This is a genomic window from Mesorhizobium sp. B3-1-9 (assembly GCF_006439595.1).
Taxonomy (GTDB): Bacteria; Pseudomonadota; Alphaproteobacteria; order Rhizobiales; family Rhizobiaceae; genus Mesorhizobium.
Window position 1 is genome coordinate 42,861 of record NZ_VFTJ01000015.1, and the last position, 13,663, is coordinate 56,523.

13 protein-coding genes are annotated in these 13,663 nt (G+C 64.0%); 9 read left to right on the forward strand and 4 right to left on the reverse strand.

The features are described 5' to 3' along the window. Positions 1-47 precede the first annotated feature (47 nt). From FJW07_RS22900 to recJ, 4 genes are all read left to right on the forward strand, one after another. Positions 48-1,265 carry an LL-diaminopimelate aminotransferase gene (locus FJW07_RS22900; RefSeq protein WP_140783877.1) on the forward strand — a complete coding sequence of 406 codons (1,218 nt, stop codon included), beginning with the start codon at positions 48-50 and terminating at the stop codon, positions 1,263-1,265. A gap of 58 nt (positions 1,266-1,323) precedes the next feature. After that, a complete protein-coding gene (locus FJW07_RS22905) occupies positions 1,324-2,637 on the forward strand; it encodes a homoserine dehydrogenase (RefSeq protein WP_140652387.1) in 1,314 nt (437 codons plus the stop codon). Positions 2,638-2,778: 141 nt separating this feature from the next. Next, on the forward strand, positions 2,779-3,762 hold the full coding sequence (gene glpX / locus FJW07_RS22910; protein ID WP_140858872.1) for a class II fructose-bisphosphatase: 984 nt from the start codon (positions 2,779-2,781) through the stop codon (positions 3,760-3,762). 139 nt (positions 3,763-3,901) lie between these two features. Beyond that, complete coding sequence (recJ, locus tag FJW07_RS22915; protein WP_140858873.1) at positions 3,902-5,686, forward strand: single-stranded-DNA-specific exonuclease RecJ; 1,785 nt, start codon at positions 3,902-3,904, stop codon at positions 5,684-5,686. A 121-nt stretch (positions 5,687-5,807) separates the two neighbouring features. On the opposite strand, the gene FJW07_RS22920 is transcribed toward recJ, so the two are convergent. From FJW07_RS22920 to folE, 3 genes are all read right to left on the reverse strand, one after another. Then, positions 5,808-6,773 carry a patatin family protein gene (locus tag FJW07_RS22920; RefSeq protein WP_140858874.1) on the reverse strand — a complete coding sequence of 322 codons (966 nt, stop codon included), beginning with the start codon at positions 6,771-6,773 and terminating at the stop codon, positions 5,808-5,810. An 84-nt stretch (positions 6,774-6,857) separates the two neighbouring features. Continuing rightward, complete coding sequence (hisI, locus tag FJW07_RS22925) at positions 6,858-7,316, reverse strand: phosphoribosyl-AMP cyclohydrolase (RefSeq protein WP_140707981.1); 459 nt, start codon at positions 7,314-7,316, stop codon at positions 6,858-6,860. 40 nt (positions 7,317-7,356) lie between these two features. Next, positions 7,357-7,986: a GTP cyclohydrolase I FolE gene (folE, locus tag FJW07_RS22930; protein WP_140648134.1), complete on the reverse strand. Its 630-nt coding sequence runs from the start codon at positions 7,984-7,986 to the stop codon at positions 7,357-7,359. A gap of 236 nt (positions 7,987-8,222) precedes the next feature. On the opposite strand from folE, the gene FJW07_RS22935 reads away from it, so the two are divergent. Further along, positions 8,223-8,669 (forward strand): iron-sulfur cluster assembly scaffold protein, encoded by a 447-nt coding sequence (locus tag FJW07_RS22935; protein ID WP_095815273.1) that lies wholly within the window; start codon positions 8,223-8,225, stop codon positions 8,667-8,669. A 9-nt stretch (positions 8,670-8,678) separates the two neighbouring features. On the opposite strand, the gene FJW07_RS22940 is transcribed toward FJW07_RS22935, so the two are convergent. Then, positions 8,679-9,584 carry a LysR substrate-binding domain-containing protein gene (locus tag FJW07_RS22940; protein ID WP_140858875.1) on the reverse strand — a complete coding sequence of 302 codons (906 nt, stop codon included), beginning with the start codon at positions 9,582-9,584 and terminating at the stop codon, positions 8,679-8,681. A gap of 314 nt (positions 9,585-9,898) precedes the next feature. Here FJW07_RS22940 and yidD point away from each other — a divergent pair, with 314 nt between their 5' ends. From yidD to thrS, 4 genes are all read left to right on the forward strand, one after another. Beyond that, entirely contained in the window at positions 9,899-10,273 is a 375-nt protein-coding gene (yidD, locus tag FJW07_RS22945) for a membrane protein insertion efficiency factor YidD (RefSeq protein WP_140858876.1), read from the forward strand. A 75-nt stretch (positions 10,274-10,348) separates the two neighbouring features. Further along, positions 10,349-10,555, forward strand: a complete 207-nt coding sequence (locus tag FJW07_RS22950; RefSeq protein WP_140858877.1) for a hypothetical protein — start codon at positions 10,349-10,351, stop codon at positions 10,553-10,555. 122 nt (positions 10,556-10,677) lie between these two features. Continuing rightward, on the forward strand, positions 10,678-11,490 hold the full coding sequence (gene blaOXA / locus FJW07_RS22955) for a class D beta-lactamase (protein WP_140858878.1): 813 nt from the start codon (positions 10,678-10,680) through the stop codon (positions 11,488-11,490). A 167-nt stretch (positions 11,491-11,657) separates the two neighbouring features. After that, positions 11,658-13,631, forward strand: a complete 1,974-nt coding sequence (gene thrS, locus FJW07_RS22960) for a threonine--tRNA ligase (protein ID WP_140858879.1) — start codon at positions 11,658-11,660, stop codon at positions 13,629-13,631. Positions 13,632-13,663: the final 32 nt, after the last annotated feature.

Below are 13,663 nucleotides of genomic sequence, written 5' to 3' on the forward strand. Positions count from 1 at the left end.
TTATATCGCGCGCCGAAAGCGCCCCCTTTTGATCGTCTGGAACTGAAATGGAAGAATTTCACAAGGTACGCCGGCTTCCGCCCTACGTGTTCGAGCAGGTCAATCGGCTGAAGGCCAGCGCCCGTTCGCGCGGCGCCGACATCATCGACCTTGGCATGGGCAATCCGGATCTGCCGACGCCGAAAGCCATCGTCGACAAATTGTGCGAAGTGGTGCGCGACCCGCGCACGCATCGCTATTCGTCGTCGCGCGGCATTCCCGGCCTGCGCCGCGCCCAGGCGAGTTATTATCAGCGCCGCTTCGGCGTGAAGCTCAACCCCGACACGCAGGTGGTGGCGACGCTCGGCTCGAAAGAGGGCTTCGCCAACATGGCACAGGCGATCACCGCGCCCGGCGACGTCATCCTGTGCCCCAATCCGACCTATCCGATCCATGCCTTCGGCTTCATCATGTCGGGCGGGGTGATCCGCTCGCTGCAGGTCGAGCCCGATGACGGCTTCATCCCGGCGGTCGAGCGCGGCATCCGCCATTCGATCCCGAAGCCGCTGGCGCTGATCCTCAACTATCCGTCGAACCCGACGGCGCTTGTCGCCTCGCTCGACTTCTACAAGGACGTGGTCGCCTTCGCGAAGAAGAACGACATCATCATCTTGTCGGATCTCGCCTATTCGGAAATCTATTTCGACGGTAATCCGCCGCCGTCGGTGCTGCAGGTGCCGGGCGCGATGGATGTCTGCGTCGAGTTCACCTCGATGTCGAAGACCTTTTCCATGCCTGGGTGGCGCATGGGTTTCGCGGTCGGCAACGAGCGGCTGATTTCGGCGCTGACACGGGTGAAGTCCTATCTCGACTATGGCGCGTTCACACCGATCCAGGTTGCGGCGGCGCATGCGCTGAACGGCGACGGCGCCGACATCGAGGAGGTGCGCGAGGTCTACCACAAGCGGCGCGACGTGATGGTCGATTCCTTCGGCCGCGCCGGCTGGACCATTCCCGCGCCCGCGGCCTCGATGTTCGCCTGGGCGCCGATCCCGGAGCCGTTCCGCCATCTCGGCTCGCTCGAATTCTCCAAGCTGCTCATCGAGCATGCGGATGTCGCGGTGGCGCCGGGTGTCGGCTTCGGCGAGCATGGCGACGACTATGTGCGCGTGGCGCTGGTCGAGAACGAGCACCGGATCCGCCAGGCCGCTCGCAACATCAAGAAGTTCCTCGCGACCACCGCCAAGCAGCCCAACAATGTGGTGCCTTTAGCCGCTCATCGTTGAGTCGCCTGACATTTTTTGCACCTGACATTTTTTGCAAGTTTGAGGGGCGTCGCCGGACATGGCTGAAGCGTTGCGCGTTGGAATTGCCGGCCTCGGCACGGTAGGCGCCTCGGTGGCACGCGTGCTGCGCGACAAGGCGGCCGAGCTTGCCCGGCAGTGCGGTCGCGACATCGTCGTGACCGCCGTTTCGGCCCGCGATCCGAAACGCGACCGCGGCATCGATCTGAGCGCCGCGAAATGGTTCGACGATCCGGTCAAGATGGCCGAGCGGGCCGATATCGACGTCTTCGTCGAACTGATCGGCGGCGACGAGGGGCCGGCGCGGCTGTCGGTGAAGGCGGGGCTCGAGGCCGGGCGCCATGTCGTGACCGCCAACAAGGCGCTGCTTGCCAAGCATGGCGTGGCGCTTGCCGAGGTCGCCGAGAAGAAGGGCGTGCTGCTCAACTACGAGGCGGCGGTGGCCGGCGGCATCCCGGTCATCAAGACGATGCGAGAGGCGATGGCGGGCAACGCGGTGACCCGTGTCTTCGGCATCCTCAACGGCACCTGCAACTACATCCTGACCCGCATGGAAGCCGAAGGCATCGCCTTCGACGCCTGCCTGAAGGACGCGCAGCGGCTCGGCTATGCCGAAGCCGATCCGACCTTCGATATCGAAGGCCATGACACGGCGCACAAATTGTCGATCCTGACCAGCCTTGCCTTCGGCACCAGGATCGCCGCCGGCGACATCTATATGGAAGGCATCTCCAACATCACCCAGGCCGACATCCGCGCGGCGGGCGATCTCGGCTACCGCATCAAGCTGCTCGGCGTCGCGCAGCGCACCGACAGCGGCATCGAACAGCGCGTGCACCCGACCATGGTGCCGACGGCTTCGGTCATCGCGCAGGTGCATGGCGTCACCAACGCGGTGGCGATCGAGACCGACATCCTGGGCGAGCTCCTGCTCTCGGGTCCGGGCGCGGGCGGCAATGCCACCGCTTCGGCGGTCGTCGGCGACATCGCCGACATCGCCAAGAGCCGGCCGGGCTTCCAGCACGGCCCGGTCTTCGGCTGGCCGGCGAAGGAACTGAAGCCCTACAAGAAGGCGCGGATGCGCAGCCATGCCGGCGGCTATTTCATCCGGCTGACCGTGCATGACCGCACCGGCGTCTTCGCGGCCATCGCCAAACGCATGGCCGACAACGACATCTCGCTGGAATCGATCGTCCAGCAGGCGGCCGGCCCGGAAACGCAGGCGCAGAAGACCGTCATCCTCGTTACGCACGAGACGACGGAAGCGGCGGTGCGCAAGGCCGTGGAAGGCATCACCAAAGACGGTCATCTGACCGACAAGCCGCAGGTGATCCGCATCGAGCGGGCGGAATAGCCAAGTCCGATTCCGTCTTCAATCGATTGATTTTGCTGTCGTTTCAAAAATTGACGGGGCAAGTCTTGCCGTTGTCATGGAGCTTTGCCAGAAGAAGCGCGCCTCTGGCGGGAGGCTGAGTTTCACGAGGAATGCCTGTTCATGAATATAGCCCAGAACATCGCCGCTGGTCTCGACCGGATCCTTACCATGGAAGTCGTGCGCGTCACCGAGCGGGCGGCGGTCGCGGCGGCAAGGCTGCGCGGGCGCGGTGACGAGAAGGCAGCCGACCAGGTGGCGGTCGACGCCATGCGCCAGGAGCTCAACCGGCTGGCCATCAAGGGCACGGTGGTGATCGGCGAAGGCGAGCGCGACGAGGCGCCGATGCTCTATATCGGCGAGGAGGTCGGCAGCGGCAAAGGCCCGGCCGTCGACATTGCGCTCGATCCGCTCGAGGGCACGACGATCTGCGCCAAGAACCTACCCAACGCGCTGGCCGTCATCGCCATTGCCGAGAAGGGCAGCCTGCTGTTCGCGCCGGACGTCTACATGGACAAGATCGCCATCGGTCCCGGCTATCCCGAAGGCCTGATCGACATCGACGCCTCGCCAGCTGAGAACCTCGCCAATCTGGCCAGGGCCAAGGGCGTGGCCGTTTCCGACGTCACCGCCTGCATCCTCGACCGGCCGCGTCACGCCAAGCTGATCGACGCCGTGCGCGCCACGGGTGCGGCGATCCGGCTGATCGGCGACGGCGATGTCGCCGGCGTCATCCACACCACCGATCCGGACGAGACCGGCATCGACATCTATCTCGGCACCGGGGGCGCGCCGGAAGGCGTGCTGGCGGCGGCCGCACTTCGCTGCACCGGCGGACAGATGCAGGGCCGGCTGATCCTCGATACGCCGGAGAAGGTGGCGCGGGCGCAGAAGATGGGCATTTCCGACCCGAAGCGGATCTACCGCGCCCAGGACATGGCGCGCGGCGACGTGCTGTTCGCGGCGACCGGCGTCACCGACGGCAATTTGCTCGACGGGGTGAAGTTCGGCCGCACCTTCATCACCACCCACACCATCGTGCTGCGCTCGTCCTCGCGCACGGTGCGCGAGATCAAGGCCAGGCACCAGGATCTGGATAAGTTCTGATCTCGCTTAGCCCGAGCGCTTTTGCCGCAATTCGGGGAAAACGTTCCACACCTTTCCCCGGGTTGCTGGCTTCCCCGCAATTGCTCTGGACGTCGCATGTTGATATCTGCGCAGCAATAATGTGCAGACGGCGCGTCGCATGACCGGCGAGAAACGGTTCTTCCTCGATGTCAGGCAGTCGGCGACCGGTGTTTCCTGGGAACACCGGCTGACCGAGCGGCAGGACATGGCCGCGCTCGCGATCGCGCAAGGCCGTGGCGTGCCCGACATCGTGGCGCGGGTGCTTGCCGGGCGCGGCGTCAGCGTGGAGCAGACCGAGCGTTTCCTCGATCCGACCATTCGCGAGCTTCTGCCGAACCCGGCATCGCTGACCGATATGGAGAAAGCGGCGGCGAGGCTGGCCGGTGCGATCGTCGCCCGCGAGAAAGTGGCGATCTTCGGCGACTATGACGTCGACGGCGCGGCATCGTCGGCGCTCATCAAGCGCTTTCTCACGCATTTTTCAGTGCCGTCGGAAATCTACATCCCGGACCGCATCTTCGAAGGCTACGGACCCAATCCGGAAGCGATGCGGGAGCTGATCTCGCGCGGCGCGAAGCTGATCGTCACCGTCGACTGCGGCACCAACAGCGCGACCTCGATCGACGCGGCCAGAGAGGCCGGCGCCGATGTCGTGGTGCTCGACCATCACCAGGTCGGCGGCCCGCTGCCGGCCGCGGAAGCCGTGGTCAACCCCAATCGCGAGGACGACCTGTCGGGGCAGGGGCATCTGTGCGCCGCAGGCGTCGTCTTCCTGTGTCTTGTCCAGACGGCGAAGGTGCTGCGCGCGAGGCTGCCGGACGCCGCGCCGGTCGATCTGCTTTCAATGCTCGACCTGGTGGCGCTGGCGACGGTCTGCGACGTGGTGCCGCTCACCGGGGTCAACCGGGCCTTCGTGGTCAAGGGGCTGCAGGTGGCGCGCCAGCAGAAGAACGAGGGGCTGGCGGCGCTGGCGCGGGTTTCACGCATCGGCGAGCCGATCAACACTTTCCATCTGTCCTTCCTGATCGGCCCGCGCATCAATGCCGGCGGCCGCATCGGCGATGCCGCGCTCGGCAGCCGGCTTTTGGCCACCGGCGATCCCGTCGAGGCGACAGGGATTGCCGAGACGCTGGACCGGCTGAACCAGGAACGGCAGCAGATGGAGCAGGAGATGCTGGCGCAGGCGCGCGCCGAGGCCGATGCGGAGCTTGCCGGCGGCAACGGCCCGGCGGTCATCGTCACCGCCAGCAACACCTGGCATCCGGGGATCGTCGGGCTGATTGCTTCGCGGCTCAAGGATTATGCGCGCCGGCCTGCCTTTGCCATCGCGTTCAATTCGACCGGCATCGGCACGGGCTCCGGCCGTTCGGTGACCGGCTTCGATCTCGGCCGGCTGGTCCGCGAGGCGGCCGAGGCCGGGCTGATCGTCAAGGGCGGCGGCCACGCAATGGCGGCGGGCATCACCGTCGAGCGCGCCAAGCTAGGCGAACTGCGCGCCTTCTTCGAGGAGCGCGCCGCGGCCGACGTGTTCCGGCTGCAGAACGAGGAGAGTCTGGCGATCGATGGCGCCTTGGCCGCCGAGGGCGCCACCATCGCGCTGCTCGACGCGCTGGAGAAAGCCGGGCCGTTCGGCGCCGGACACATCGCACCGGTGTTCGTGCTGCCTCGCCATCGGCTGGCCGACGCGCGCGCGATCGGCACCAACCACATCCGCGTTGACCTGCAGTCGCAAAGCGGCGGCAAAATCCAGGCCATGGCGTTCCGTGCCGTCGACACCGCGCTCGGTGAATTCCTGTTCAAAAACAGGGGCAGGACCGTGCATATCGCCGGTTCGCTCTCGGGCAATTACTGGAACGGCAACCGCACGGTGCAGTTTCGCATCAGCGATGCGGCGCTGGCTTAAAGCGCGTCGCGCTGAAGCGGATTCAGGCGACGCGCTTTAGGTCGTTGCTTGATGCATGTCGTTGTCGCAAAACCGCTGCACACTTTTGCGCGACATGCATTAACGACGCAATAGGGGGAATTCAGACCAGAACGGTCTCCAGCCGGGTCAGTTCGTTGATCTGGGACTTCGTCGCCTGGTAGCCGAGGCTGATCGCCTCGTCGGCGCGATGGAATTCCGTCAGGCCGATATGGCTGAGCTTGGGCTGCAGCGACATGTCCGGCGGATCGCCGGCGAGCCTGGCGCGCGAAATCCGGTCCTGGATGATGTTGAAGGCCTCGACCATGACGCCGGTGATACCAAGGCGGGTCTGGTGTGATTGGGGATTGACCTGGCCGGGGCGCGGCGCGTCGTTCTCGACGAGCAGTTCGCCGGCGCTGTGCTTGATGACGGCGGCGCGGCCGAACAGGTCGTAATGCAGGTTGACGGCCACGACGAGCGGCTGCTCATAGGCGCGGCAGACCGAGACCGGCACCGGATTGACCAGCGCGCCGTCGACCAGCATGCGGCCGTTGCAGGCCACCGGCTCGAAGACGCCCGGCAGCGCATAGGAGGCGCGCATGGCAGTGACGAGCGAGCCGCTCGACAGCCATATCTCATGGCCGGTGCGGATTTCAGACGCGACGGCGACGAAGGGCTTCGCCAGATCCTCGAAACGGGCGCCGTCGAGGTGCTCGCGCAGGCGCTGATCGAGCCTCATGCCGCCGAACAGGCCGCTGCCGCGAAGATTGAGATCGAGAAGGCCGAAAATGCGCCGCTTGGTCAGGCTTCTGGCGAATTCTTCCAGTTCGTCGAGCTTGCCGGCAAGGTAGCAGCCGCCTACCAGCGCGCCGATCGAGGTGCCGGCGATCATCGATACTTCGATGCCGGCCTCGTCAAGCGCGCGCAGCACGCCGATATGGGCCCAGCCGCGGGCGCATCCGCCGCCGAGCGCCAGCGAGATACCGGCTTTCCTGTCTGGCTTCGGGTCAGACGCGCCGCCGGACGATGCGGGGCCGTTGGCCTCCCGAACGTCAGGTCTGCTGCGCAATGACGCCCATTCGAGCATCACGATCTCCCTTGTCCCATATCCCTTCTACCGCAAGGATATTTGAGAATAGTGAATATGAGTGGTTTGTGAATATTGAATGGTTCACACCGGCTTCCGATACGTATGGTCCGCATCGAACAGCGGTCTGCTGCCGTCGTCGACAAGCGTCGTCTTGCCGTCGTTCAGCCCCACCGTCCGATAAAAGCAGGAACGTCTGCCGGTGTGACAGGTTGCGTCGTGGCCCAACACTTTGACGCGCAACCATATCGCGTCCTGGTCACAATCCGTGCGCATCTCGACGACGTGCTGGAAATTGCCCGAGGTCTCGCCCTTCTTCCACAGCGCGTTGCGTGAGCGCGACCAGTAGTGGGCGACCCCGGTCTCGAGCGTCAGCGCCAGCGCTTCGGCGTTCATATGCGCGACCATCAGGAGCATGCCGTCGCCGGCATCGGTGACGACGACGGTGACGAGGCCCGCGGCATCGAAGCGCGGAGAAAGAACGGTGCCTTCCTCCAGCGCTTTCTTGTCTGATGGAGCTTTTGGGAATTCGACTGCCGACATCGCCGGTCCTTGTATGTTCGGGCCGGCGAGGGCCGGCAAATCAGCCGGCGCGCACCATGGTGACGAAGCGGACCTGCTCCTCGGGCGTGTCCTTGAAGACGCCGGTGAAGGTCGAGGTCAGCGTGGTCGAGCCCTGCTTGCGGATGCCGCGCATGGCCATGCACATATGCTCGGCTTCGAGCATGACGGCGACGCCGCGCGGGTTGAGAACGTCCTGGATGACGCCGGCGATCTGCGCCGTCATCGCCTCCTGGGTCTGCAGGCGATGCGCGAAGATGTCGACGACACGCGCGATCTTCGACAGGCCGACGACCTTGCCGTCCGGCAGATAGCCGACATGCGCCTTGCCGATGATCGGCACCATATGGTGCTCGCAATGCGAATGGAACTTTATGTCCCTGACGATGACGAGATCGTCATAGCCGGCGACTTCCTCGAAGGTGCGGCCAAGCTCGTCGGCCGGGCACATGTCATAGCCGTTGAACATTTCGCGGAAGGCTTTGGTGACACGCTTTGGCGTGTCGATCAGGCCTTCGCGGTCCGGATTGTCGCCGGTCCAACGCAAAAGCGTACGCACGGCGGCTTCGACCTCGGCCTCGCTCGGACGATCGGTGACAGGCTTGTCCAGATATTCGGACGGGGGCATGATTTTCTTGATGACGGCATCCATAAAGGCGTCTCCCGTAGTCCCACTCAAAGGTGGGACGAGTTGAACGGACCACGACCTTTTGGGGGAAAATCGCCCATTTCCATCCCGCAAGCGGCGTGAACATATGAGCAGGGACAGCGGCTTGTCGTCGCCTTGTCGATGCCCGACTGCGATTATTATATATGGTTCTGGCGGCGCGAAAGGAAGACGCGAGAGCGGCAAAGCCTGTTCGCTGGGCGGCGATGGATTGGAAAAATATGATCGACGACGTCTACAATGCGAAAATTCTCGGTTTCGCCGGGAACATAGGGCGGATCGGCCGGCTCGACGATGCCGACGCGACAGCCAGGGCGCATTCCAAATTGTGTGGCTCGACCGTCACCGTCGACCTCAAGATGGATGGCGACGTGGTGACCGATTTCGCCCATGACGTGAAGGCCTGCGCGCTCGGCCAGGCCTCGTCGTCTATCATGGCCCAGCATGTGGTCGGCGCCCGCGCCGACGAATTGCGCGCTGTACGCGAAACCATGCTGAAGATGCTCAAGGAGAACGGCGCGCCGCCGGAAGGCCGTTTCGCCGACCTCAAATATCTGGAGCCGGTGCGCGACTACAAGGCGCGCCATGCCTCGACCATGCTGACCTTCGACGCGGTGGTCGATGCGATCGGCCAGATCGAGAAGAAGCGCGCCGGACAGGCGGCCTAAGGATAGGACTTAGGCAGTTCTTCGGTTCACAGCGAATTCGTTTCGGATCCAGTCGGCGAAGGCCTTGGCGGGCTCCGGCAGATCCGCCAAGCTCCTGGCCACCAGCCAGTAGGCGCCGGAAGCGACATCGATACCGAACGGCTTGATCAAAGTGCCTGACGCGAGTTCTTCCCCGACCTGGAGGAGATCGCCGAGCGCCACGCCATGGCCGAGCAGCGCAGCCTGTTTCGAAAGCGAGATGTCGGCCAGCATAGGGCCACGAGCGGGCACCGCATCGGCGGGCACGCCGGCTGCCTGGAACCAGCGCGCCCAACCCTGGCGGTTTTCCTCATGCAGCAGCGTGTAATGGCGAAGGTCGATCGGCTTCTCCAAGGGAGGGCCGGATGCCAACAACCCCGGCGACAGAACCGGTGAATCGACGGTCGAGACCAGGCGCTCGGCCTCGCTGCGCGGCCATGACGTGGCGTGCGCGCTGAAACGCAAGGCGAGTTCGGGCTGATCGCTGCGGAACTCGATCGGCCGTGGATCGACTTCGAGGGACACATCGATATCGGGCCGTAATTGGCGGAAGCGATTGAGCCGCGGCACCAGCCATACGGCGGCAAGCGACGGTTCGACGCTTACACGGACGACGGCTTGCGCCGGTGAGGCCGTGAGCTCCGAAAGCACCCGGTCGATGTCGTCGAAGCTTCTGACCAATCGGTCGAGCAGCCTTTGTCCCGCATCGGTCAGTTCGACGCGGCGATGGAGGCGCAGAAACAGCGGTCTCCCAAGGAAGGTCTCGAGCTCGCGGATCTGACGGCTGATCGCGGCCTGCGAGACATAAAGCTCCTCGGCCGCCCGGCTGAAGCTCAAATGCCGGCCGGCCGTCTCAAAACTCCTGAGCGCCGTCAGCGGCAGCCGTCCTCGCTTCATTCGCATAACCTCAAGTTATTCAAAGCGGAAATTATACTCGTTTGAGCAGGAAGACCAGCAGCAGTCTAATCCGTTTCAAAGGAGACCTGCCATGAACGAGTTCCTGGCCATTTTCAGCGACGTGATACGGATAGCGACCTTCCAATGGCACGGCGAAGTCATGCGCGGCGGACACCATCATGACTGTCGCGATCTTCCCTCTCACCATCGCCCGTGGACCGGCAGCCATCCGGTCCGGAGCTCCAGGCCATGAGGGCATTGCGTTTCAGCGCCGGAGCCCACATCTATCGCGCAGTGAAACAGGCTGCGGAGAAATGGACGACCATTCCGGGCATACCCATGGCGTCCGGCCGGTGCAGAGCGGGCGCAACTGGCCGGGGCCATGGCGCAAGACGCCTGGGCGCATCCTGGGCACGTCGCTCGTGCGCCTCTATCAACTGACGCTCTCGGGCTTCGTCGGCAACAGCTGCCGGCACCTGCCGACCTGCTCCGAATATGCGCATGAGGCGATCGCTCGCCATGGCCTTTGGGCCGGTGGCTGGATGGGCCTGTTCCGGGTCCTGCGCTGCGGTCCGTTCGGAACGCACGGCATCGACCGCGTGCCGGAGACGCTTGCCCAGCGCTATGTCTGGTTCATGCCCTGGCGCTACTGGCGGATCGGCAAGAAACGCGGCGAAGCCAATAGCTGAGGCTTGTCCGGAAACGGGTGGCGGCACCCGCTGGCCGAAGCGACACTGGAGCCCTCCAAGATGCGAGGTTTCCCCATGATGTCGCTGTTCCTAGCCATTCACGCCCATGCCGCCAAGCGGGGCGATGGGCTGCGGCCTGAATTCCTCGGGCTGATGCCGCAGCCACGCGATATGCCGAAAGCCGTGAATGAAAATCCGGCCGGCCCTGCCGGTCAGCCAAAAGGCGTTTTGAAGGGCGACCCGCAGCCGGGCAAGACAGTTCGCAGACCTGTCATCGTCTAAGCTTTGTTTACCGTCCGGTAGGGTTAACGCGAAGCTGCACAAACACTGCGAATTTGAGACAAAATCGAGACAAGTCGCCTCGCTAAGCCGCTCCCGCAATCTCATTCCGGAGTGACTTCGCCATGCGCCAGATGGACCGCTATCCCTTCATTTTCGCCATCGTCCTCTTCCTTCTGGCATGGATGCTGGGCTTGCCGGTGCGGGCGCAATCGGCGCCGCTTGACGATATCCGCTGCACGCTGATCCAGGATTCACGGAGCGGCGAAACGCTTTACCAGGACGGCGCCTGCGACAAGCGCGTCAGCCCGGCCTCGACGTTCAAGGTGCCGCTTGCGCTGATCGGCTACGATTCCGGCATCCTGAGCGATCGGCATACGCCGAGCTGGGATTACAAGCCGGAATTCAAGGCGGCGAAGCGTGACCAAAAGACCGTCGATCCGACGATCTGGGAGCGCGACTCCATCGTCTGGTACTCGCGCGAGATCACGCGGCGTCTCGGCGCCGAGAAGTTCTCCTTCTACGTGTCGAAATTCGGCTATGGCAACAAGGATGTCTCGGGCGATGCGGGCAAGGACAATGGGCTGACGCAATCGTGGATAAATTCCTCGCTCGAGATATCGCCGGTCGAACAGACGGCTTTCCTGCGCCAACTGCTCGCAGGCAAGATGCCGGCGTCGGCGAAGGCGCATGAGATGACCAGGGCGATCCTGCCGACCTTCGCGGCAGGGGATTGGACCGTGCAAGGCAAGACCGGCAGCACCAGGCTCGGCCAGGACGGCAAGCGCTCGCTCGGCTGGTTCGTCGGCTGGGCGGAGAAGAATGGCCGCCGCATCGTCTTTGCCCGGCTGGTCGTCGATGCCAAACGGACCGATAAGCCGAAAGGCCTCGCGACGCGGGCGGCATTCCTGAAGGATTTGCCCGGCCTTATCAAATAGAACAGCCTATGAAATAGAACGGCTTGTGGCTTTACGGCGGCGGAAACTCCTCATAAAAGACTGCCGCTGCCGGACGCCTCCGGCTAACCCTCTGCTTGCCGCAATGCATCCGGCGGCATGCATTTTACCACCCGCGCTCGTTTGCGGGACTGGATAGGAGAACGCTGATGCCGAATTCCGTTTCCCTGACATTTCCCGATGGTTCCGTCCGCGAGTACGATGCGGCGCTGACCGGCGCGGGTCTTGCCGAATCGATCTCCAGGTCGCTGGCCAAGAAGGCTGTCGCCTATAGCCTCGACGGCACCGTTCGCGATCTATCCGATCCGCTCGGCACATCCGGCAAGGTCGAGATTATCACTCGCGAGGATCCGCGCGCGCTGGAACTCATCCGCCACGACACGGCGCATGTGCTGGCAGAGGCCGTGCAGGAGCTGTGGCCGGGAACGCAGGTGACGATCGGGCCGGTGATCGAGAACGGGTTCTATTACGACTTCGCGCGCAACGAGCCGTTCACGCCGGACGATTTCCCGGTGATCGAGAAGAAGATGCGCGAGATCATCGCGCGCAACAAACCGTTCACCAAGGAAGTGTGGTCGCGCGAGAAGGCGAAGAAGGTCTTCGCCGACAAGGGCGAGCGCTACAAGCTCGAGCTGATCGACGCCATTCCGGAAGACCAGGACCTCAAGATCTATGCCCAGGGCGACTGGTTCGACTTGTGCCGCGGTCCGCACATGGCCTCGACCGGGCAGATCGGCAATGCCTTCAAGCTGATGAAGGTGGCAGGCGCCTATTGGCGCGGTGATTCGAACAATCCGATGCTGACGCGCATCTACGGCACCGCCTTTGCCGACCAAGCGCAGCTCGAGGCCTACCAGACGCTGCTGGAAGAGGCGGAGAAGCGCGATCATCGCAAGCTCGGCCGCGAGATGGACCTGTTCCATTTCCAGGAAGAGGGGCCGGGCGTCGTCTTCTGGCACGCCAAGGGCTGGAAGATGGTGCAGAACCTGATCAACTACATGCGCCGCCGCCTCGACGAGCACGGCTATCAGGAGGTCAACGCGCCGCAGGTGCTGGACAAGAGCCTGTGGGAGACGTCGGGCCACTGGGGCTGGTATCGCGATGCGATGTTCAAGGTGACTGTCGCCGGCGACGACACCGACGACGACCGCGTCTTCGCGCTGAAGCCGATGAACTGTCCCGGTCACGTGCAGATCTTCAAGCACGGGTTGAAGTCCTACCGCGAACTGCCCGTCAAGCTTGCGGAGTTCGGCAATGTGCATCGCTACGAGCCGTCGGGCGCGCTGCACGGGCTGATGCGCGTACGCGGCTTCACCCAGGACGACGCGCATATCTTCTGCACCGAGGAGCAGCTCGCGGCCGAATGCCTGCGCATCAACGACCTGATCCTGTCGACCTATGCCGATTTCGGCTTCGACGAGGTCAGCGTGAAGCTGTCGACCCGGCCGGACAAGCGCGTCGGCACCGACGAGGCCTGGGACCATGCCGAGGCGATCATGAGCAACGTGCTGGAGACGATCCGCGCGCGCTCCGGCAACCGCATCAAGACCTCGATCAATCCGGGCGAGGGCGCGTTCTACGGGCCGAAGTTCGAATATGTGCTGAAGGATGCCATCGGTCGCGAATGGCAGTGCGGCACCACGCAGGTCGACTTCAACCTGCCGGAGCGCTTCGGCGCCTTCTATATCGGCTCGGACTCGGAGAAGAAGCAGCCGGTGATGGTGCATCGCGCGGTCTGCGGCTCGATGGAGCGGTTCCTCGGCATCCTGATCGAGAACTATTCCGGCCATTTCCCGCTGTGGTTCGCGCCGCTGCAGGTGGTGGTGGCGACGATCACCTCGGATGCGGACCAATACGCCATCAAGGTCGTCGAACGGCTGAAGGCGGCGGGGCTGTTGGCCGAAGCCGACCTGCGCAACGAGAAGATCAACTACAAGGTGCGCGAGCATTCCCTGGCCAAGGTCCCGGTCATCCTCGTCTGCGGCAAGCGCGAAGCGGAAGAGGAAACCGTCAATGTCCGCCGGCTGGGCTCCCGTGACCAGGAATCGCTGAAGCTCGACGAAGCGGTGAAGCAGCTTTCCAACGAGGCGGTCTCGCCCGACCGCAAGCGTCGCGCAGCCTGATCTACCAGCACTTCCTAGAATGGCGGTGGCGT

Excerpts from the sequence above, each read along its gene's own strand:
- FJW07_RS22900 (WP_140783877.1), top strand. The coding sequence starts at position 48 with ATGGAAGAATTTCACAAGGTACGCCGGCTTCCGCCCTACGTGTTCGAG.
- FJW07_RS22905 (WP_140652387.1), top strand. The coding sequence starts at position 1,324 with ATGGCTGAAGCGTTGCGCGTTGGAATTGCCGGCCTCGGCACGGTAGGC.
- glpX (WP_140858872.1), top strand. The coding sequence starts at position 2,779 with ATGAATATAGCCCAGAACATCGCCGCTGGTCTCGACCGGATCCTTACC.
- recJ (WP_140858873.1), top strand. The coding sequence starts at position 3,902 with ATGACCGGCGAGAAACGGTTCTTCCTCGATGTCAGGCAGTCGGCGACC.
- FJW07_RS22920 (WP_140858874.1), bottom strand. The coding sequence starts at position 6,773 with ATGCTCGAATGGGCGTCATTGCGCAGCAGACCTGACGTTCGGGAGGCC.
- hisI (WP_140707981.1), bottom strand. The coding sequence starts at position 7,316 with ATGTCGGCAGTCGAATTCCCAAAAGCTCCATCAGACAAGAAAGCGCTG.
- folE (WP_140648134.1), bottom strand. The coding sequence starts at position 7,986 with ATGGATGCCGTCATCAAGAAAATCATGCCCCCGTCCGAATATCTGGAC.
- FJW07_RS22935 (WP_095815273.1), top strand. The coding sequence starts at position 8,223 with ATGATCGACGACGTCTACAATGCGAAAATTCTCGGTTTCGCCGGGAAC.
- FJW07_RS22940 (WP_140858875.1), bottom strand. The coding sequence starts at position 9,584 with ATGAAGCGAGGACGGCTGCCGCTGACGGCGCTCAGGAGTTTTGAGACG.
- yidD (WP_140858876.1), top strand. The coding sequence starts at position 9,899 with ATGGACGACCATTCCGGGCATACCCATGGCGTCCGGCCGGTGCAGAGC.
- FJW07_RS22950 (WP_140858877.1), top strand. The coding sequence starts at position 10,349 with ATGATGTCGCTGTTCCTAGCCATTCACGCCCATGCCGCCAAGCGGGGC.
- blaOXA (WP_140858878.1), top strand. The coding sequence starts at position 10,678 with ATGCGCCAGATGGACCGCTATCCCTTCATTTTCGCCATCGTCCTCTTC.
- thrS (WP_140858879.1), top strand. The coding sequence starts at position 11,658 with ATGCCGAATTCCGTTTCCCTGACATTTCCCGATGGTTCCGTCCGCGAG.